Source organism: Natronocella acetinitrilica, assembly GCF_024170285.1.
Classification (GTDB): domain Bacteria; phylum Pseudomonadota; class Gammaproteobacteria; order Nitrococcales; family Aquisalimonadaceae; genus Natronocella; species Natronocella acetinitrilica.
In genome coordinates this window covers 197,087-217,068 of record NZ_JALJXV010000007.1, presented here as the reverse complement: position 1 = coordinate 217,068, position 19,982 = coordinate 197,087, and the positions used below count along the sequence as shown (strand labels likewise).

The following is a 19,982-nucleotide window of genomic DNA, read 5'->3' as shown; positions in this document are numbered from 1 at the left end:
GTAGCCGACCGCTGCGAGTCGGCCCCTGTAACGACTGGAGAGAGGTCTAAATGCCCCAGATATCCGTTCGAATTCTGATGTTTGGGCTTGCCGCGGCGGCCATGCTGCTAGCAGGAACGGCTCAGGCGCAACTCCCTGCATTTACCGGACTGGTCGAGGACAACACCCCGGCGGTGGTCAATATCAGCTCGACCCAGTCTCGTGAGCGAAGCTCGGGCCGCGGCGAGCGCGGCGGTCCGGAGCTACCCGAAGGCCATCCGTTCCGTGACTTCTTCGAGCGCTTTGGTCCGGAGGACGCGCCGGGGCAGCCCTTCGACGGCCAATCACGTGGTTCCGGATTCATCATTTCTGATGACGGCTATATCCTGACCAACTATCACGTGGTGGAGAGTTCCAGCGAGGTCATCGTCCGGCTGAATGACCGTCGTGAGTTCGTGGCCGAGGTGGTGGGCTACGATGAACGCAGCGATCTGGCGCTCCTCAAGATCGATGCCGACGATTTGCCGACAGTGGTCATCGGCAGTTCCTCGGAACTGGCAGTGGGTGAGTGGGTGCTTGCCATCGGTGCGCCATTTGGCTTCGAACACTCGGCGACAGCCGGCATCGTCAGCGCGAAGCAGCGTAGCCTGCCCCAGGACAACTACGTTCCCTTCATCCAGACGGACGTGGCCATCAATCCGGGTAATTCCGGTGGTCCACTGTTCAATCTGGAGGGTGAGGTCGTGGGGATCAATTCCCACATCTACAGTCGGACCGGCGGTTTCATGGGCCTGTCGTTCGCAATCCCCATCGAACTCGCCATGGACGTGGTGGATCAGTTGCGCAGCACCGGACGCGTGGCCCGTGGCTGGCTTGGCGTGCTCATCCAGGACGTTAATCGTGATCTGGCAGAGTCCTTCGGCATGGATCGCCCCTATGGCGCGCTTGTTGCCGATGTTGTCCGTGGCAGCCCCGCCGAGGATGCGGGCTTCGAAGTCGGCGACGTGATCGTGCGCTTCAATGGCCGCGAGGTGACAACGTCTTCTACACTTCCGCCAATGGTTGGCCGCCAACGGGTGGACACGGAGGTCGACGTCGACATCATTCGTCAGGGTGAACCACAGACTATCAGCCTGACTCTGGGCGAATTGCCGGAGGACATGCAGCAGCGTCGTGGGCCGCGTCCCGAGCCCGAACCGGAGCCAGAACCAGAACCGCAGGATCAGCGAATCGAGGAACTGGGGCTTGAGTTGCGGACGCTGGATGCGGAGCAGCGAGAGGCCCTGAACCTGGATCGGGGTGGCGTCATCGTCGAGGGGCTTTCCGAAGGGCCAGCCGTCGAAGCGGGCCTGCGTCCTGACGATGTCATTACCATGCTGAACCAGGAGCGTGTCGAGAGCGTGGAGGACTTCCGCGCCATCCTCGCGGACGTGTCACCGGGTAGCTCCGTACCGGTGTTGGTCTATCGGGGAGGCAGCCCGAGGTTCTTCGCATTCCGTCTGCCAAGCGACGGCTGATCCCGGGACGGTACGGTCGGCAGAGCAATGCACGGCGTGAGGTGGTATCCTCGCGCCGTGTTTTCGTTGTGGCTGTTGGCTGCGGCCTGGCCGGGTACAAGCGGGTGGCCAGCGTGGTCTCACCTGTTCGCACATTTTCCCACTGAGTGGGCGTAAACCTCTGGATCAACTGCGAATTCATGAAGCGTATCCGCAATTTTTCGATCATCGCTCATATCGATCATGGCAAATCCACGCTGGCTGACCGGCTCATCGAGCAATGCGGCGCCCTGACTGATCGGGAAATGGCCGAACAGGTGCTGGACTCCATGGACCTGGAGCGGGAACGGGGTATTACCATCAAGGCGCAGAGCGTAGCGTTGCGCTACAAGGCGCGGGATGGGGAAACCTATCAGCTCAATATCATCGATACCCCGGGGCATGTGGATTTCTCCTACGAAGTGTCTCGCTCACTCGCGGCCTGCGAGGGCGCGCTACTGGTGGTGGATGCCTCGCAGGGTGTTGAAGCCCAGAGCGTTGCCAACTGCTACACGGCGGTAGAGCAGGGCCTGGAAATCCTGCCCGTGCTCAACAAGATCGACCTTCCGTCCGCCGATCCGGAGCGTGTCAGTCAGCAGATCGAGGAGATCATCGGCCTCGATACCGAGGACATGCTGATGATCAGCGCCAAGACGGGGCAGGGTGTCGACGAACTGCTGGAAGCGCTGGTGAAGCGGGTGCCGCCACCGGTCGGTGATCCCGACGCGCCGCTGAAGGCGCTGATCATGGACTCCTGGTTCGATAACTATCTGGGCGTGGTCTGCCTGGTGCGTATCTACGATGGTCGTCTCGCCAAGGGAGACCGGATTCAGGTCTGGTCGACCCGGCGGGAATTCCAGGTGGATCAGGTGGGCATTTTCTCGCCGAAGAAAACGCCGCTGGAAGCGCTGGAAACCGGTGACGTGGGTTTCGTGGTTGCCGGTATCAAGGACATTGACGGTGCGCCGGTGGGCGATACCCTGACCCATGTGCGGCGACCCTGCGAAGCGCGGGTACCGGGCTTCAAGGTGGTGCAGCCGCGGGTGTTCGCAGGCATGTTCCCCATTAGTTCAGACGACTATGAGTCATTCCGCGATGCACTCGGCAAACTGCGCCTGAATGATGCCTCCCTGCAGTACGAGCCGGAGAATTCCCAGGCACTGGGGTTCGGCTTCCGTTGCGGCTTCCTTGGCATGCTGCACATGGAGATCGTCCAGGAGCGTCTCGAGCGGGAATACAATCTGGACCTGATCACCACCGCGCCCACGGTTGTGTACGAGGTGCTGACGACGCGAAACGAAGTGCTCAACATCAGTAACCCGACTTCCCTGCCGCCGTTGAACGAAGTCGAGGAAATCCGCGAGCCGATCATCCAGGCGAATATCCTGGTGCCCCAGGAGTATGTGGGCAACGTGATCGCCCTGTGCGAGGAAAAGCGCGGCGAGCAGAAGGATATGCAGTTTGTCGGCCAGCAGATTTCCCTGGTTTACGAACTTCCCCTCAGTGAGGTTGTGCTCGACTTTTTCGATCGCCTGAAATCCGCCAGCCGCGGATTCGCGTCGTTTGACTACGAGTTCAGGCGCTTTCAGGCTGGCAATCTGGTGCGCCTCGATGTGCTCATCAACGGCGAGAAAGTCGATGCGCTGGCGATCATCATCCACCGGGAGGATGCCCATCGCCGGGGCCGGGATCTGACGGATCGGCTCAAGGAGATCATTCCGCGGCAGATGTTCGAGGTCGCCATTCAGGCTGCCATCGGCAACCAGATCGTGGCGCGCTCCACGGTGAAGGCGCTGCGCAAGAACGTCACGGCAAAATGCTATGGCGGCGACATCTCCCGGAAACGCAAGCTGCTGGAAAAGCAGAAGGCGGGCAAGAAGCGCATGAAGCAGGTCGGCCGCGTGGAGATCCCCCAGGAGGCATTCCTGTCAGTGCTCCAGGTGGACAACAAAAACGGCTAGAGCCCACTCGGGTGCCGCCCCGGTGTAAAGGTACGACAGATGAGTCTCACATTCGAAGCTTTGCTGGTGCTGGTGACCCTGCTGACCGGCCTTACCGTCGGTATCCAGACAGTTCGCCTGCGGCGGCGCCGGCGGGCGGGGCTGGAGTTGCCCGAGCGGGAGAACTGGTGGGTGGACCTGTGCCGCTCCATCTTTCCCGTGCTGCTGGTGGTGCTCATCATCCGCTCTTTCGTGGTGGAGCCGTTTCGTATTCCCTCCGGGTCGATGCTGCCGACGCTGTTGCCAGGAGATTTCATTCTCGTGAGCAAGTCGTCATACGGTGTGCGCCTGCCCATTACCAACCAGCGCCTGCTGGGTAACGGCGCGCCCAGCCGTGGAGATCTTGCGGTATTCAAGTACCCGATCAATCCGCAGGAGAACTACATCAAGCGTATCGTCGGCCTGCCTGGCGACCGGATCTCCAATCGGGAAGGTCAGTTGTACGTGAACGGTGAGGCCGTGGAGCGTGGTGACGTGAGGCGGGAAATGGTGCCGTTCATGGGAAATGTGAACCTGATGCGGGAATCCCTTGGCGACCGGAGCTACGATATAGCCTTGGCGATGGGCGAAGGCTGCAATCGTTATTCGGTGAGAAGCGAATACGAGGTGCCTCCGGGCCACTATTTCGCCATTGGTGACAACCGCGGCAACAGCGCGGACAGCCGCTGCTGGGGGCCGGTCTCTGAGGACTTGCTGGTGGGTCGTGCCTTCTTCATCTGGATGAGCTGGGACGGACGCGACAACAGCGTGAATTGGGAGCGCATCGGTGAACGGCTCGAGTAAAAGGATGATTCCGGTAGCGATGGCCCGCCGACAAAGGGGGATTTCCCTGATCGGCATGCTGGTTGTCGTGGTCTTGCTGATATTCGCCCTGGTAATCGGCATGCGTCTGACGCCAGTCTATCTGGAGTCCATGGAAATCAGCTCCATCGTCGGCCAGATCGAGAACAACCCGGATCTGCGTGGTGCCTCGCGAAACGAAATCCGGGCGACCATGCAGCGCCATTTCCAGGTCAACGGCATTCGTAACATTGGCCGGGACGAAATCACCTTCTCGGATACCGCGGGGGGTACCTTGATGGTGGTGGAGTATGAGGCCCGTGTGCCCATGATCTTCAACCTGGACGCAGTGGCCAAGTTCCGGAAAGAGGCGGTTATTCGCCAGTGAGCGACCGGCAGCGAGATGAATTGCTGGCTCGTCTGCAGTATCGGTTCTCGCGTGAAGCGCTGCTGGACGAGGCATTGACCCATCGCAGCGTCAGCGAGCATAACAATGAGCGTCTTGAGTTCCTTGGCGACGCCATCCTGAATTTCGTGATCGCCGCAGCACTTTTCCAGCAACGGGGCACGGATAGCGAAGGGTCGTTGAGTCGCCTTCGTGCCAGCCTGGTGAACCGTGAAACCCTGGCGGCAATCGCCAGGGATCTGCAACTTGGTGAGCATCTGCAGCTTGGCGGTGGCGAACTGAAGAGCGGTGGTCGTCGCCGTGATTCCATTCTGTCGGATGCATTGGAAAGCTTGCTGGGTGCCGTCTATCTTGATAGCGGTTTTTCTGCCTGTGAAGCGTTGATTCTGCGCTTGTTCGAGGCGCGACTCGCCTCCCTTCCGTCAGCCAGTGAACTCAAGGACCCCAAGACCAGGCTGCAGGAGTATCTGCAGTCCAGACGTCGTCCGCTGCCCAGCTACACTGTCCTGGATGTCAGTGGCAAGGCCCATGATCAGCGTTTTCGCGTGGTATGCCGCATCGATGGACTGAGCTTCGAGGCAATGGGTGAGGCGGCGAGTCGGCGGCGCGCCGAGCAGGAGGCCGCGCGTAGAATGCTGGACAAACTCTCTGAAGAACAGGCACTGCAATGACATCGCGAGAAGGCGACCAGGCCGTGGGGAATGACGTAGAGCCCGTCAGGCACTGTGGATTTGTCGGAATCGTCGGGCGACCCAATGTGGGCAAGTCGACCCTGCTGAATCGATTGTTGGGCATGAAACTGAGCATCGTGTCCCGCAAGCCCCAGACGACCCGGCATCGTGTGTTGGGTGTCAGCACGTCCGGCACGACGCAGATCGTTTATGTCGATACGCCGGGTATGCATGGCCGTGAGCCACGGGCCCTGAACCGGGTGTTGAATCGATCTGCCGACGCGGTGCTGCGGGATATGGATGTGCTGCTGTTCGTGGTGGATGGGCAACGCTGGGAAGCTGATGACGATCTGGTTCTCGAGAAGCTAAAGACACTGAGCTGCCCCGTCATCGCCGTGGTGAACAAGGTTGATCGTATTCCCGACAAGGCTGCACTGCTGCCTGTGCTGGAGAAACTGTCAAAACGCCTCGATTTTGCGGCGATTGTTCCGGTGTCTGCAGCCAAGGGATCGAATGTGGAAGCATTGGAGCGTGAGATCCTGCAACGGCTGCCTGAGAGCGACGTCTTCTTCTACCCGGAGGAACAGGTTACCGATCGCTCGGAGCGGTTCCTGGTGGCGGAATTGATCCGGGAACAACTGATGGAGGCCCTGGGTCAGGAGGTTCCGTATTCGGCAACGGTGTCGGTGGAAGCAGACGCGCGTGAAGAGGGACGGCGACGCATCCACGCAGTGATCTGGGTGGAGCGCCCCGGACAGAAGGCCATCGTGATCGGGCAGGGTGGCCGGCAGCTGAAGCAGATCGGCCAGCGGGCGAGGGCGGGCATCGAGACGCTGCTGGGCGAGCACGTTTATCTGGATCTTTGGGTCAAGGTGCGCAGCGGGTGGGCGGATGACGAACGCGCCCTGCGGACGCTTGGTTACGATGAGACCTGACTGGTATGACAAATCAGGCGCCCCTTGAACCGGCCTACGTTCTGCACCGGCGCGCTTACCGAGAGACCAGTTTGCTGATTGAACTCCTGTCCCCCAGTCGTGGGCGGGTAGGCGTTGTAGCCCGTGGGGCGCGGGGCCCCAAGTCCCGCTGGCGCGGCACGCTGGAGCCCTTTCAGAGTCTATTCGTCAGCCTCGGCGGCCGCGGTGAACTGGCGACGCTGCGCCGTGCGGAGCCAGCAGGTCGTCGCCTGACGCTACCGGCCGAACGCCTGGCGTCGGCGTTTTATGTCAACGAACTGATCATGCGCTTACTCAGGCGGAATGATCCGGCCGCCGAGGTATTCGCTGCCTACGCAGAGGTGGTGGGCGGGCTGGTCGATAGTACGCGTGACGAGGCACAACTGTTGCGCTGCTTCGAGTTGCAGCTCTTGCGGCTATTGGGCTATGGGCTCAGTCTTGAGCAGACCGCGCTCGGGCAACCTGTGGACCCCGCGGCATGGTACCGTTATCGGCCGGAAGTCGGGCTCGAAGCTGCCACCGGGAACGCTGCTGATGTCTGCCGCGGTGACGCGGTTCTGGCACTGATCGCCGGCGATCCGGTTGATCCGGGCCTGTATCGACAGGCTAGGCGCATCACCGCCGCGGCGCTGGCTCCGCTCCTTGGGCATCGGCCATTGGAAAGCCGGCGGTTGCAACGTAGCCGACCGTCCACTGCGGCTGGCAACGATACACCCTGATTTCGTTTTCACCGTTGCGTTTACCGGAGAGTTGCGCATGTCTCTTTCCCCCCAGATTCTCCTTGGCATCAACATCGATCACGTCGCAACCCTGCGTCAGGCCCGGGGCACGCGGTTCCCGGACCCTGTCGAAGCGGCGCTGGTTGCGGAGCGCGCTGGCGCCGATGGCATCACCGTCCACCTGCGAGAAGACCGGCGGCATATTCAGGAGCGCGATGTGGAGCTTCTGCTGGCTACCGTCACCACCCGGGTCAATCTGGAAATGGCGGTGACGGATGAGATGCTTGCACTGGCCGAACAGTGGCGCCCGGCCCATTGTTGCCTGGTGCCGGAGCGACGGGAAGAGCTGACCACGGAAGGGGGGTTGGACGTCGCCTCCCAGGCTCAGCGGATGCTCGAAGCCTGTTCTCGCCTGACGCGTGCCGGCATCGTCGTCTCGCTCTTCATCGACCCCGACGCAGAGCAGATTCACGCAGCCAGGGAATGTGGTGCCGCCTACGTGGAGTTGCACACCGGAGCCTATGCAGAGGCGAAAAACGGAGGCGAGCGGGCGCGTGAACTGTTTCGACTTCGGGAAGCTGCGGCCCTGGCCGCCTCGCTGGACCTTGGTGTCAACGCCGGTCATGGGCTTGACTACCACAATGTACAGCCGATTGCCGCCTTGCCGGAAATGGAAGAACTCAACATCGGTTTTGCGATCATGGCCCGTGCCATGTTCAGTGGCCTCGAGACCGCAGTTCGTGACATGCGCCACCTGATGGTGGAGGCCCGTCGTTGAGCATTGTCGGCGTGGGCACCGATCTCGTCGCAATCCACCGTATTGCCGCCGCCATGGAGCGGCACGGTGAGCGTTTCGCCCGCCGTGTGCTTGCCGACGCCGAGGTCGAGCAATGGCTGCATCGTGGCAAGACCGCGGCCTTTCTTGCCAAGCGCTTTGCGGCCAAGGAGGCACTGTCCAAAGCGCTTGGCTGCGGCATCGGTGCGCAGGTCGGCTTTCACGATATCCACATTTCCAGTGACGGATCCGGCGCGCCGGCGCTGATACTGTCGGGAGCAGGCCTGGAACATGCCCGGAGCAAGGGCGTGGTCGCCTGCCACCTGAGCCTCAGTGATGAGCGAGACTATGCTCTTGCCTATGTCGTTCTCGAGGGTCGTGTTGCGAATACGTCAGTGCCTGATCAGGACACCTGACGCGCGATGAGTGCGTTGATCTCGCGAATGACCTTGTCGACGCCGCCGGGCACCTGCACCTTGCTACCATCTGCCAGGGAATTCTCCAGGTTACGACAGGCCTCGCGCAACAGGGGGACCTTGCAGACGCTGGCCGCTCCATGGAGCTTGTGCACCGCGTCCCGGAGCGTATCGAGAGCACCCTGTCGATAGGCCTGCTGAATGGCCTGTTTATGGGTGGGGAGTTCGCGAATCAGCATCTCCCGCAACTCCTCCTTGAGGCCGCTTCCGCTGGCGGCTTTCGGACGGAGTTGCCGTGTTGGGACCGGTGCAGACCGCCCCTCCAGCGTTGCCGTACGGACCTGACGCATGATCTGTTGTTCGGTAATCGGTTTGATCAGGCATTCGTCGGCACCGGCTCCGAGTAGCCGTTCCCGCTCACCCGGCAGGGCATTTGCGGTGAGGGCGACGATACGACTGCGTCGCCGCCCGCCATCCTGAAGCGTGCGAATGCGGTCTGTTGCAGTTTCCCCGCTCATCGTCGGCATGTGAATGTCCATGAAGATAATGTCGTGGAAGACATTCTGGGCAATCTCCACGGCCTCCTGACCATTCACAGCCTCGCCGACGGCAATGCCGTGACGGGACAGGATGGTCACGACCAGTCGCCGGTTGATTTCATTGTCGTCCACCACCAGTGCCCGCACTGATTCGCTGGCATCGTCCTCCGCCATGACCTGCGGATCAGCCTGCAGGCGATCCGCAGGAAAATCTGCCGTCGGAACGGAGTCAGGTGCCAAAAGACGGCAAATCTCCCGGTATAGCGTCTGCCGGCGGGCCGCCTTCGGAAGGCAGATGCTGGCGCCCTCCTGAAACAGTTGCCGCAGCTCGTTACGGTCCACGGTGCTGGCAAGCAGCACCAGGGGTGGATGTTCCGGTGGCAGCCGGCTGATCACCGCGGCAAAGCGATGGGCGTCGAGTTCTTCCCGGGTAAGCCCCACCACGCACGCATCCCAGTGCCTGTCTTCCCGCAGCAGGCCAGCCAGATGCTCCCGGTCCTCGGCCTCGGTGACTTGCATGCCCCAGGCGGAGAAGACATGCCGGGCTGCCAATCGACTGAGCAGGAAGTCGTCGCAGAGCAGCACCGACTTGCCGGCAAGAGGCGAATTGCGGGAGCCCACGGGCGGACCGGCATGAGCACCCGGTTGCTTGCTGCAGTGCAGATTGAACCAGAACGTTGATCCCTTGCCGGGTTCGCTTTCCAGTCCGATGTCGCCGCCCATCTGCTCGAGTAGCTTCTTGCAGATGATCAGCCCGAGTCCGACGCCGCCGAAACGGCGGGTGATCGCGGTGTCGGCCTGCCCGAAGGCAGTGAAAAGCTTCTCCCGGTCGCGACTGCTCAATCCCACCCCGGTATCGGTGACGGTGACCCGCAGCTGGGCTTCGTCATCCTGTTCGTCTTCGAGCATGACCCGCACCACTACCCGCCCCTGGGGAGTGAACTTGACGGCGTTATGCACGAGATTGGTGAGCACCTGACGGATGCGGATAGGGTCGCCCTGTAACTTCAACGGCACATCGCTGTAGATCAGATGGACCAGCTCCAGCCCCTTGCCGTATGCAGCTGGCGCCATCAGGGACATGACTTCCTCGATACAGTCCCGCAGATCAAATGGGACGTTGTCGATCACGAGCTTGCCGGCTTCCATTTTCGAGAAGTCGAGTATGTCGTTCACCAGCGCAAGCAGGTTGGCGCAGGATTCCTTGATGGTGTTGACGTAGTCGCGCTGCTCTTCGTCGAGTTGAGAGTGCCCCAGCAGATCCGAAAAACCGAGGATGCCATTGATGGGTGTGCGGATTTCATGGCTCATGTTGGCCAGGAATTCGGACTTCACCTTGCTCCCCACCAGCGCCCGCTTGCGGGCGATGTCCAGTTCGACGTTCTGGATTTCCACCGCTTCAAGCGTTTCCCGCAACTCCCGGGTTGCCTGGTCGATCTGGTCGCTGAGTTCGCTTTGCGAGCGCTCCATGGCGATCGCCGTGCGATTGATGGAACGGCTCAGCGCGCCGATCTCGTCGCGCTCAAGCAAGTGTACGCGGGCCCTGAGATCGCCGGCCCCCAGTCGCCACACCACGTCGGTCATGCGCCGCAGTGGTCCGGTGACGGAATGTCTTGCCCAGAGCCCCAGGACACTTGCGACCAATAAGCCCAGCAGCATGATCAGCACCACGTTGCGCTGCGCGTGCAGTTCCGTTGTGACGACGCGACGCGGATCGGTGGTGACATCGACCCAGCCCAGCGGCGCGACGCCACTGCTGGTCTCATCGCCATCAGCGTCGCCGGCGAGGACGGGTTGCCGGAACCGATCGCCGTGCCGTGGTGCGATCAGCCAATCGATAACGGGTGCAGGAATGCCGCGGGTTGTGATGTCGTCCGGAGTGGACGGGTTGTCGACCCGGGCGATGACGTCATCATCGCCTGCCGACAGGGTGACGCTGCGGATTGCGGGATCAACCAGCGCCAGCTGCGCCGCCGCCCGCAGCAGTTCGTTGTCGCCACGCTGGAAGCTGTCCGCCGTCGATGACGCCAGATGCAGTGACAGCTGCTCCGCCCGCAGGGCGAGCGCATCCTGCGCGGTCTGGACGCGTGTCCAGGTGACCGCAAGGAGCAGTGAGGCGGCGACCATCGTCGGCAGGATGACTGCCAGAACGAAGATCCGTGTGCCGAGCCCCCAGTGCATGGGCGTGCTCCCGTGGTGATCATTGGTGGTCGCAACCCCGGATGCTACAACGAATCGGGTCGCGGGGGCCAAGATCGCAGGGGCATGTCGGAACAGCGTCGGCCACGTTACAATTCGCCGCAGATTGCCAGTGGATGTTCCGGTATTGGCGGCACAGACCGGGGAGATGCATGAGCGCAAATACACGGCCTGAATATGGCACACAGTCCTATCCGACGGTTGAAGACTTCGTCGGCAACACGCCTCTGGTGCGTCTGCAGCGATTGGGCGGTGAGACGAGCAATACCATTCTGTTGAAGCTTGAGGGCAACAACCCTGCCGGATCGGTCAAGGATCGTCCGGCGATGCGGATGATCCGTGGAGCCGAGGAGCGCGGTGAAATCAAGCCCGGCGATACTCTCATCGAGGCCACCAGTGGCAACACCGGTATTGCCCTGGCGATGGCAGCGGCGATTCGTGGTTACCGGATGACGCTGATCATGCCGGACAACATGACTCCCGAGCGGCGCGCTTCCATGCGTGCCTACGGCGCGCAATTGATCCTGGTGCCCCAGGCCGGCGGCATGGAAGAAGCCCGGGATCTGGCCATGCGCATGCAGGCGGAGGGCAAGGGCAGGGTGCTGGATCAGTTCTCCAATCCGGACAACTGGCGGGCCCACTACGAGGGCACCGGGCCGGAGATCTGGCGCGATACCCATGGCACCGTCACCCATTTCGTGTCCTCCATGGGCACAACCGGCACGGCCATGGGGACGTCACGCTTTCTCAAGGAGCAGAATCCCGCCATCCGCATCGTCGGTGTCCAGCCCCGGGAGGGTGCGCAGATACCGGGCATCCGCCGCTGGCCTCGGGCGTACCTGCCGAAAATCTTCGAACCGAACCGGGTGGATCGGATCATCGACGTCTCCCAGGACGAGGCTGAGGAGATGACCCGTCGTCTGGCGGCGGAAGAGGGCATCATGGCGGGCATTTCCTCTGGCGGCACCCTGGCGGCCGCGCTGCGATTGTCGGCGGAGGTGAACAACGCCACCATTGTGACCATCGTCTGCGATCGCGGTGATCGCTACCTCTCCAGCGGCGTTTTTCCCGACTGAGCGCATACCTGCTGCATGAATGTATTCGTATTCGATATTGAAACCGTCCCCGATGTTGCCGGGGGTCGCCGATTGCTCGGTCTCGACGGCCTCTCTGACGACGAGGTCATGGCGGCGATGCAGGCCCGTCGCCGCGCCGATGCGGGGACGGATTTCATGCGCCTGCACCTGCATCGCATCGTGGTGGTATCAATCGTGCTGCGTGCCGGTGATCGGCTCAAGGTCTGGTCGCTGGGGGATGGTGGTGACGATGAAGCGGACATCCTGCAGCGATTCTTCGATGGCATCGATCGCTTCAGCCCCACACTGGTGTCCTGGAATGGCAGCGGGTTCGATCTGCCGGTGATGCACTACCGCGCCATGCTTCACGGCATTACGGCCCCCCGCTACTGGGAGACCGGCGCGACCGAGCAGTCCTTCCGCTGGAACAACTATCTCAACCGCTTTCACGAGCGGCACACCGACCTGATGGACATGCTGGCGGGCTATCAGCCCCGGGCCAACTGCCCGCTGGACGAACTGGCCACGCTGTGCGGCTTTCCCGGCAAGATGGGCATGAGCGGGGCTGCTGTCGCCGATGCCATGCGCGAGGGCCGTTTCGATGAGATCCGTGATTATTGCGAGACGGACGTGCTCAACACCTACCTGCTGTATCTGCGCTTCCAGCTGATGCGCGGCCATCTGGATCATGCACGCTACGCCGAGGAATGCGCGCTGTTGCGTGACATGCTGAAGGACTCGGAAAAAGCGCATTTCCAGGCATTTGATGGAGCGTGGCAGGCGAGCCCGCTGGAGAGCGCGACCACGCGCGCGTCGTCACCGCCATCGGAGGATCTCTGACCATGGGGCGACGGCGACAACGCCTGCCGCGTGATCCGGTGCAGGGGCAGGTTACCGGGCTCTCCCATGAGGGGCGCGGTATCGTTCATGTGGATGGAAAGACGGTGTTCGTGCACGGTGGCCTGCCCGGTGAGCAGGTCTGGTTTCGCTACACCCGCCGCCATCGCCGTTTTGACGAGGCTGTGGTCACGGCGGTGGATGTGGCCGCCGAAGGGCGGGTCCCGCCACCCTGCGAGGCGTACGCCGTTTGCGGTGGCTGCAGTCTGCAGCACATGGCCGGTGAGCGACAGGTTGCACTCAAGCAATCCGTATTGCTGGAACTGTTCGAGCGCTTCGGTGAGGTGACCCCGGAAGAGGTCTTGCCACCACTGAGCGATGCGCAGCTTGGCTACCGTCGCAAGGCGCGCCTGGCGGTGCGCTGGGTGGCGGGAAAGGGGCGGGTGCTGGTGGGCTTTCGTGAGCGCGGCAAACCTTATGTGGCGGATATGCTCCGCTGCGAGGTGCTCGACCAGCGGGTGGGGCTGCGGCTGGGCGAGTTGTCCGACCTGATCGGCAGCCTGTCCATTCCCGATCGTATCGCCCAGATCGAGGTGGCCATCGGCGATGACGCCGTGGCCCTGGTGTTCCGCAACCTCGAGGTGCTGGGCGAGGACGACCTGGCGCGGCTTGCCCAATGGGGTGAGGAGCGGGGTATCCAGATCTATCAGCAACCCGGTGACGAGACCACGGTGCAGCCCGTCTGGCCGTCGAATCCGCAACTGAGCTACAGCGTGGACGGCCTCACGCTGGACTTCCTGCCCACGGACTTCACCCAGGTGAATGCCGGACTCAATCGCAAGATGGTGGCCCTGGCCATGGAGCTGCTGCAGCCGGGACCTGACCACCGGGTGCTGGATCTTTTCTGTGGCCTTGGCAATTTCAGTCTGCCACTGGCGCGGCGGGCGGCAGAGGTCGTGGGCGTGGAAGGGGAGTCCGGGCTGGTGCAGCGCGCTCGGGATAATGCCCTGGCCAATGGCCTGGACAATGTCGAGTTCCACGTCGCCAATCTGGCCGAACCCGTGGATCATCTGCCCTGGGCCGCCAGGCGGTTTGATCAGGTCCTGCTCGATCCGCCCCGCTCCGGGGCAGCCGAAGTCTTGCCCCAGGTGGCGTCGCTCAAGCCCGGACGAGTGCTGTATGTGTCCTGCAATCCGGCGACACTGGCGCGGGATGCGGGTACGCTTGTGCACCAACACGGGTATCGCCTGCGAAAGGCGGGCATCATGGATATGTTTCCCCACACGGCGCATGTCGAGAGCATCGCCTTGTTCGAACTGAAAGGCCGCTGAGAGGCGGTCGAGGCAGGGTGCCATGCAGTTTGAAGTGCTCGATCGCGAAACCCGGTTCCAGGGTTTTTTCCGGCTGGACTGTGTTCAGGTCCGTCACGCGCTATTCGGTGGTGGTGTGAGCAAGCCACTGCATAGAGAGGTGTTTGAACGCGGCCATAGTGTCGGACTGCTGCCCTACGATCCGGAGCGCAACACTGTTGTGCTGATTGAGCAGTTTCGGGCGGGGGCGCTTGATCATCCCTCGGGTCCGTGGCTGTTCGAGGTCGTGGCGGGAATTCTCGAACCCGGCGAAACGCCCCGGGAGGTTGCCAGTCGCGAGATGCAGGAAGAGACGGGCAACGTCATCACCGAGTTGCTGCCCATCTGTGAGTACATGGTGAGTCCCGGCGGTACCTCAGAGCGCAGCATGCTGTTCTGCGGACGGGTGGACAGCGAGGATATGAACGGCGCCATCCGCGGCGTTGCGGAAGAGGGCGAGGACATCCGCGTGCATGTGGTGGATTTCGACCAGGCCATGGACATGATTGAAGACGGCACCGTCAACAGTGCCATGCCGATCATCGCCCTGCAGTGGCTGGCGTTGAACAAGGAACGGGTCGACGATCTCTGGACTGACTAAAGCCAACTGGCACAAGTCGGGGCACTAAAGGTGTAGCCGACGCAAGGCCGCGGGGCTATGGGCGCGTTCCCAGCAGTCGTTAAAGGCGCGATGCCAGCGGGCGGCCCGACCACGGGCTTGGCGGCGTCCGGTGCCCCGATAGCCCGCTCCTGATTCCCAGCGCAGATAATGCGCTCGATCCACCACGATAAAGGCGGCGGCATCGGTGGCGTCTTCCGCTGCGAGTTCCCGTATCTCGATGTAGCTGCTCAGTTGGCGGGATAGCTCCAGCAGACGATGACCCCTCTGGACCATGGGGGCGCAGTCACCCACCAGGATACGAACCCGGGCGCGGCGCCCGGCGTTCACCACGAGTTGCCTGATTGCGGCCAGCACCTCGCCCTGATCGTAGATCTGGGAGTCAAGGTTGGGGGATTGGATGTCCACCTCGTGGTGGGCCTGCTCAAGCAGGCGCAGCACCCAGGACCGCGCATCCTCGCCGCCCGTCGTGCCGATGACTTCCTCGTCAGCCGACATCCGAGGCTCGTCGCAGGCGCATGTGCCGATGCGGCATGCCTGCCTCCATGAATTCCGGGCCGTCGACAACAAAGCCCAGCGCCTCGTAGAAAGGAATGGCATGGGTCTGGGCGTTCAGGTCCAGGTCATGCTGCCCATGGGCAAGCGCGTGTGTGACCACGCATTCGGTGAGCTGCGCGCCGATGCCTTGTCGCCGCCACTGGGCAAGCACGGCAAGGCGCCCCAGGTGCCCATCCATCGTCAGGCGAACCGTGCCGACGCACTCGGCGCCCACCTGGGCGACCCAGTGATGGGCTGTGGCGTCCTGATCATCCTGTTCCAGGTCGATGGGCACCTGCTGCTCCCTCACGAACACCTGCATGCGAATCGGCATGGCCCGCGCCTGCATCGCCTTCCAGGAACCGTCAATGATCTCTATGCTGGTCATAGTGCCTTCCAGTATCCGCCGTCGAGCAGATCCTGCAACAGTGTCCGCGACTGGATATCGGAGAGGAGCGGCAGAATGGTCTCGACGTGGGTCAGGCGATGCCGGGTCAGGGCTTCGATCAGCGGCTGCGCGGCGGCGGGTATATCCATGCCCTGGCCGTTGAGATAGAGCACTGCCGGTTGAACCCCATCGGCGGGTAGCAACGCGACTCTGGCGGCAGGATTACGCTCCAGGGCATCGTCCCGTGTCAGGGTATTCAGTTTGCGGTGTTCGCCCGGTCCGGGTTCGAGATCGAGAAACCCGGGTTTGGGGGCGGACAGGGCGCGCCCCAGGGCCCGGTCGAGTAGCCGGTCATCCTGCAGCAGGTTGCGTAGCTGCTCACGTGCCCGCCGACGTGACCCGGCGTCAATCTCCAGGGGGTGGCTTGCCATTTGGCGCTGGGGATCGCTTAGCAGCGGTGGTGCGTCGGGGCCCGCTTCCAGGTCCTCGATCAGTTCGGCGAGTATGTCCGTGATTCCGGGCGCCCGCAGCCCGATGGACCAGGTGGTGCAGGCCTCCAACGCGACGCCGTGATGGGGAACGCCGGGTGGCAGGTAGAGGACATCACCGGGTTCGAGTATCCAGTCCTGGTTGGGCGTGAAGCTGCTCAGAAGGCGCAGCCCATTGGCATCGGTCTCTCCACGGGGTGCATCGGGACGGTTGTCGATCCACCAGTGGCGTCGTCCGCTACCTTGTAGCAGGAACACATCGTAGGCATCCACGTGCGGGCCCACCGAGCCGCCCGGGGCGGCGTAGCTGACCATCAGATCGTCGAATCGCCAGGCGGGGAGACCCTCGAAGAAATCCACAAGCCACGCCAGATCCGGCAGGTGCTTTTCCACATCCTGTACCAGCAGGGTCCAGTCCGCATCCGGGGTCTCGTGGAAATCCGCCTCGGTGAACGGGCCATGGCGCACGCGCCAGCCGCGCTCCGGCGTGCCCAGCACCAGGCGGGACTCCACGTCGCTCTCCAGGGCCAGGCCGGCAAGTTCTTCGCCGCTCAGTGGGGCCTCGAAGTCCTTCAGCAACTGTCGAAAAAGGCGAGGCCGCTGCTGCCAGTCATCCCGGAGAAACGACTCCCAGGGGATAGCATCGAGCTGCGCCATGGCCGGACTCAGACCCGCTTCGCCTGTTCTGCCGCATTGCCGGTGTAGCGCTCCGGACGCAGGGCCGCCAGCTCCTGCTTCACGGCATCCGGCAGATCCAGCGTGTCGATGAACGCGGCCAGGCGTTCGCCATTCACCCGCTTGCCGCGGGTCAGTGCCTTCAGTTTCTCGTAGGGCTCCTCGACGCCGTGGCGGCGCATCACGGTCTGGATGGCCTCCCCGAGAACTTCCCAGTTATCATCCAGATCTGCCGCCAGCCGGGCCGGCTCCACTGCGAGTTTCGACAGCCCCTTCTGCACCGATTCATAGGCGATGACCGAGTGCGCCATGCCAACGCCCAGGTTGCGCAGCACGGTGGAGTCCGTGAGGTCCCGTTGCCAGCGAGAGATGGGTAGCTTCCGCGCCAGATGCCCGAGGATTGCGTCGGCAACGCCGAGATTGCCTTCGGCATTCTCGAAATCGATGGGGTTCACCTTGTGGGGCATGGTTGAGGAGCCCACTTCGCCTTCGACCAACCGCTGCCGGAAGTATCCGAGAGAGATATAGCCCCAGACGTCGCGACAGAAATCCAGCAGCACGGTATTGAAACGGCTGTGTGCATCGAACAGCTCCGCTACGCAGTCGTGGGGTTCGATCTGTGTGGTGTAGGGGTTCCATGTCAGGCCCAGCCCCTCCACGTAATTGCGGGCGAGCCCCTCCCAGTCCAGTTCCGGATAGGCGGACAGGTGGGCGTTGTAGTTGCCAACCGCGCCGTTGATCTTGCCGAGTATGGGCACGGCGGCGAACTGCTCGCGTTGCCGTTCAAGCCGGTAGACCACGTTCGCCAGCTCCTTGCCCAGGGTGGTTGGTGAGGCCGGCTGGCCATGGGTGCGGGACAGCATGGGTAATTCGGCATGCTGGTGGGCAAGCCCCCTGAGCGCCTTGATGATGCGGTCCATCAGTGGCAGGACGACACTGTTGCGGCCGGCGGTCAGCATCAGGCCGTAGGCGAGGTTGTTGATGTCCTCCGAGGTGCAGGCGAAATGGACGAACTCGAGCCGGCCGGCAAGATCCGGCTGTTTCGACATATGCTGCTTGATGAAGTACTCCACCGCCTTGACGTCATGGTTGGTGGTACGCTCGATGGTCTTCACGGCATCGGCGTCGGCCACGGAGAACTCGCTCACCAGCCGGTCCAGGTGACGGCGTTCGTCGTCGTTGAGGGGAGCAATCTCGGCGATGCCGTCGTGGCTGGCGAGGGCTTGCAGCCAGCGAACCTCTACGATGACGCGATGCCGGATCAGGCCGAATTCGCTGAAAATGGCCTGCAGGCTCTCGGTCTTGTTGCCGTAGCGCCCGTCTATCGGGGAAATCGCAGTAAGACGAGTTAGCTCCATGATGACTCCGCAGGAAACTTCCGTGGTCGACATTGCCGGGGACCGGCGGACTGATGAGACACCAGTGCTGCCATGAATCGACAGGAATCCACGGACGCACCAGACTGTCAGTCTCTCGGGTGGCGCAATTCTACTGTCGCCGTCGCCAAAGGTCCAAGCCGCTCACCGCACTGCGCCACCGGTTTGCCACGCATGTACCGTTGAGGAGGTCACCGCCATGTCGAACACGCGAATCGAAAAGGACAGCATGGGAGAACTCCATGTCCCCGCCGACGCTCTTTACGGTGCCCAGACCCAGCGGGCCGTGGAGAACTTTCCCGTCAGCGGCCTGCGCATGCCGCAGCACTTCATCCGCGCCCTGGGCCTGATCAAGGCCGCCGCCGCCGAGGTCAATGCGGAACTGGGGCTGCTGGACAGGGAGCGGGCGGAGGCGATCATGCGGGCTGGCGCTGCGGTTGCCGAGGGCGAGCATGATGACGCCTTTCCGGTGGACGTGTTCCAGACCGGGTCTGGCACCAGCAGCAACATGAATGCCAATGAGGTGATTGCCCGGCTTGCCAATCAGGGGCTGAATCGGGACATCGTTCACCCCAATGATCACGTGAATATGGGGCAGAGCAGCAACGACGTGATTCCCACGGCGATCCATGTCAGCGCCGTTCTGCTTGCGCAGCACCAGTTGTTGCCGGCCCTGCGGGAGCTGCAGCGACACCTGGAGGCGCGGGCCACGGAGCTCGCCACTGTGGCCAAGACTGGTCGCACCCACCTGATGGATGCAATGCCGGTGACCCTCGGGCAGGAACTCTCAGCCTGGGCCTCCCAGGTGGGCAATGGCATCAGCCGGGTCGAGGCAAGCCTGCCGAGACTCTGTGCGCTGGCCCAGGGAGGGACCGCGGTGGGGACGGGCATCAACGCACATCCAGCGTTCGGCCCGCGCATGGCTGAGGTATTGAGCCAGCGCACCGGGGTCACGTTCACGCCGGCGGCCAATGCCTTCGAGGCGCTTGCCTGCCAGGACAGCGCCGTGGAGATGTCGGGTCAACTGCGGGTGATCGCCGTCTCATTCACGAAAATCGCCAACGACCTGCGCTGGATGAACAGCGGGCCACTGGCGGGCCTGGGAGAGATCGCGTTGCCGGCCCTGCAGCCTGGCTCCAGCATCATGCCCGGGAAAGTGAACCCGGTGGTCCCGGAGTCCGTGGCCATGGCGGCGGTGCAGGTTATGGGTAATGACCTCACCATCTCCGTTGCGGGGCAGTCCGGCAATTTCCAGCTCAATGTCATGCTGCCGGTGATCGCCTACAACCTGCTGCAGAGCATGGAACTGCTTGCCAATTCCGCAAGGCTGCTCGGCAACCGGGCGATACGCGGGTTCACTGTCAACCAGGAGACGCTGGACCGCGCCCTGGCACGGAATCCCATTCTTGTTACCGCCCTGAATGCGGTGATCGGTTACGAAAAGGGAGCGGCCATCGCCAAGCAGGCCTACGCCGAGGGGCGGCCGATTCTGGAAGTCGCCCTGGAGCAGACTGAGCTGTCGGAGGACGAACTGCAGCGTTTGCTTGACCCGCAAATGCTGACCCGTGGCGGTCTGCCCGGCCAGGGAGATTGACCGCAATCCTGGTAACGCAGCTGCGGCCCGGGGCTATGCTATTCTGCGGCCGCACACCGTGACCGGGGGTA

At 62.7% G+C, this 19,982-nt stretch carries 19 protein-coding genes; 14 read left to right on the top strand and 5 right to left on the bottom strand.

The genetic code is table 11. The annotated features are described in order from the left end of the window. Positions 1-50 precede the first annotated feature (50 nt). The 9 genes from J2T57_RS15090 (at position 51) to acpS (ending at position 8,234) form a co-directional block, all read left to right on the top strand. The gene (locus J2T57_RS15090) at positions 51-1,496 is read left to right on the top strand and encodes a DegQ family serine endoprotease (protein WP_436262713.1); all 1,446 of its coding nucleotides are present in this window, start codon (positions 51-53) and stop codon (positions 1,494-1,496) included. 179 nt (positions 1,497-1,675) lie between these two features. After that, positions 1,676-3,475 carry a translation elongation factor 4 gene (lepA, locus tag J2T57_RS15085; RefSeq protein ID WP_253480155.1) on the top strand — a complete coding sequence of 600 codons (1,800 nt, stop codon included), beginning with the start codon at positions 1,676-1,678 and terminating at the stop codon, positions 3,473-3,475. A 39-nt stretch (positions 3,476-3,514) separates the two neighbouring features. Beyond that, entirely contained in the window at positions 3,515-4,297 is a 783-nt protein-coding gene (gene lepB, locus J2T57_RS15080; protein WP_253480136.1) for a signal peptidase I, read from the top strand. A gap of 4 nt (positions 4,298-4,301) precedes the next feature. Beyond that, on the top strand, positions 4,302-4,682 hold the full coding sequence (locus tag J2T57_RS15075; protein ID WP_253480133.1) for a DUF4845 domain-containing protein: 381 nt from the start codon (positions 4,302-4,304) through the stop codon (positions 4,680-4,682). Further along, entirely contained in the window at positions 4,679-5,371 is a 693-nt protein-coding gene (gene rnc / locus J2T57_RS15070) for a ribonuclease III (RefSeq protein ID WP_253480130.1), read from the top strand. The genes J2T57_RS15075 and rnc overlap by 4 nt, the downstream gene beginning before the upstream one ends. Beyond that, a complete protein-coding gene (gene era, locus J2T57_RS15065) occupies positions 5,368-6,306 on the top strand; it encodes a GTPase Era (RefSeq protein WP_253480110.1) in 939 nt (312 codons plus the stop codon). The genes rnc and era overlap by 4 nt, the downstream gene beginning before the upstream one ends. Before the next feature lie 5 nt (positions 6,307-6,311). After that, positions 6,312-7,043, top strand: coding sequence for a DNA repair protein RecO (recO, locus tag J2T57_RS15060; protein WP_301289423.1), 732 nt, complete (start codon positions 6,312-6,314; stop codon positions 7,041-7,043). Positions 7,044-7,080: 37 nt separating this feature from the next. After that, a complete protein-coding gene (gene pdxJ / locus J2T57_RS15055; RefSeq protein WP_253480105.1) occupies positions 7,081-7,821 on the top strand; it encodes a pyridoxine 5'-phosphate synthase in 741 nt (246 codons plus the stop codon). Continuing rightward, positions 7,818-8,234 carry a holo-ACP synthase gene (gene acpS / locus J2T57_RS15050; protein ID WP_253480102.1) on the top strand — a complete coding sequence of 139 codons (417 nt, stop codon included), beginning with the start codon at positions 7,818-7,820 and terminating at the stop codon, positions 8,232-8,234. The genes pdxJ and acpS overlap by 4 nt, the downstream gene beginning before the upstream one ends. On the opposite strand, the gene J2T57_RS15045 is transcribed toward acpS, so the two are convergent. Then, on the bottom strand, positions 8,222-10,954 hold the full coding sequence (locus J2T57_RS15045) for a response regulator (protein ID WP_253480099.1): 2,733 nt from the start codon (positions 10,952-10,954) through the stop codon (positions 8,222-8,224). The two genes, acpS and J2T57_RS15045, sit on opposite strands and share 13 nt — an antisense overlap. A 170-nt stretch (positions 10,955-11,124) precedes the next feature. On the opposite strand from J2T57_RS15045, the gene cysM reads away from it, so the two are divergent. The 4 genes from cysM to J2T57_RS15025 are packed head-to-tail and all read left to right on the top strand — an operon-like array spanning position 11,125 to position 14,835. Further along, on the top strand, positions 11,125-12,048 hold the full coding sequence (gene cysM, locus J2T57_RS15040; protein ID WP_253480096.1) for a cysteine synthase CysM: 924 nt from the start codon (positions 11,125-11,127) through the stop codon (positions 12,046-12,048). A gap of 15 nt (positions 12,049-12,063) precedes the next feature. Further along, positions 12,064-12,888, top strand: a complete 825-nt coding sequence (locus J2T57_RS15035) for a 3'-5' exonuclease (RefSeq protein WP_253480094.1) — start codon at positions 12,064-12,066, stop codon at positions 12,886-12,888. Positions 12,889-12,890: 2 nt separating this feature from the next. Further along, positions 12,891-14,216 carry a 23S rRNA (uracil(1939)-C(5))-methyltransferase RlmD gene (rlmD, locus tag J2T57_RS15030; protein WP_253480091.1) on the top strand — a complete coding sequence of 442 codons (1,326 nt, stop codon included), beginning with the start codon at positions 12,891-12,893 and terminating at the stop codon, positions 14,214-14,216. A gap of 22 nt (positions 14,217-14,238) precedes the next feature. Then, complete coding sequence (locus tag J2T57_RS15025; protein WP_253480074.1) at positions 14,239-14,835, top strand: NUDIX domain-containing protein; 597 nt, start codon at positions 14,239-14,241, stop codon at positions 14,833-14,835. A gap of 24 nt (positions 14,836-14,859) precedes the next feature. Here the strand turns inward: J2T57_RS15025 and J2T57_RS15020 are convergent, their stop codons facing one another. From J2T57_RS15020 to purB, 4 genes are read right to left on the bottom strand one after another with little or no spacing between them, the layout of a single operon-like run. Continuing rightward, complete coding sequence (locus J2T57_RS15020; protein ID WP_253480070.1) at positions 14,860-15,351, bottom strand: DUF7931 domain-containing protein; 492 nt, start codon at positions 15,349-15,351, stop codon at positions 14,860-14,862. After that, the gene (locus tag J2T57_RS15015; protein WP_253480068.1) at positions 15,341-15,778 is read right to left on the bottom strand and encodes a GNAT family N-acetyltransferase; all 438 of its coding nucleotides are present in this window, start codon (positions 15,776-15,778) and stop codon (positions 15,341-15,343) included. Before J2T57_RS15015 ends, J2T57_RS15020 begins: the two co-directional genes overlap by 11 nt. Further along, positions 15,775-16,923 (bottom strand): JmjC domain-containing protein, encoded by a 1,149-nt coding sequence (locus J2T57_RS15010; protein WP_253480065.1) that lies wholly within the window; start codon positions 16,921-16,923, stop codon positions 15,775-15,777. The genes J2T57_RS15015 and J2T57_RS15010 overlap by 4 nt, the downstream gene beginning before the upstream one ends. 8 nt (positions 16,924-16,931) lie before the next feature. Further along, entirely contained in the window at positions 16,932-18,299 is a 1,368-nt protein-coding gene (gene purB, locus J2T57_RS15005; RefSeq protein ID WP_253480062.1) for an adenylosuccinate lyase, read from the bottom strand. Positions 18,300-18,516: 217 nt separating this feature from the next. On the opposite strand from purB, the gene J2T57_RS15000 reads away from it, so the two are divergent. Then, entirely contained in the window at positions 18,517-19,911 is a 1,395-nt protein-coding gene (locus tag J2T57_RS15000) for a class II fumarate hydratase (RefSeq protein WP_253480059.1), read from the top strand. The last annotated feature ends 71 nt before the right edge of the window (positions 19,912-19,982 follow it).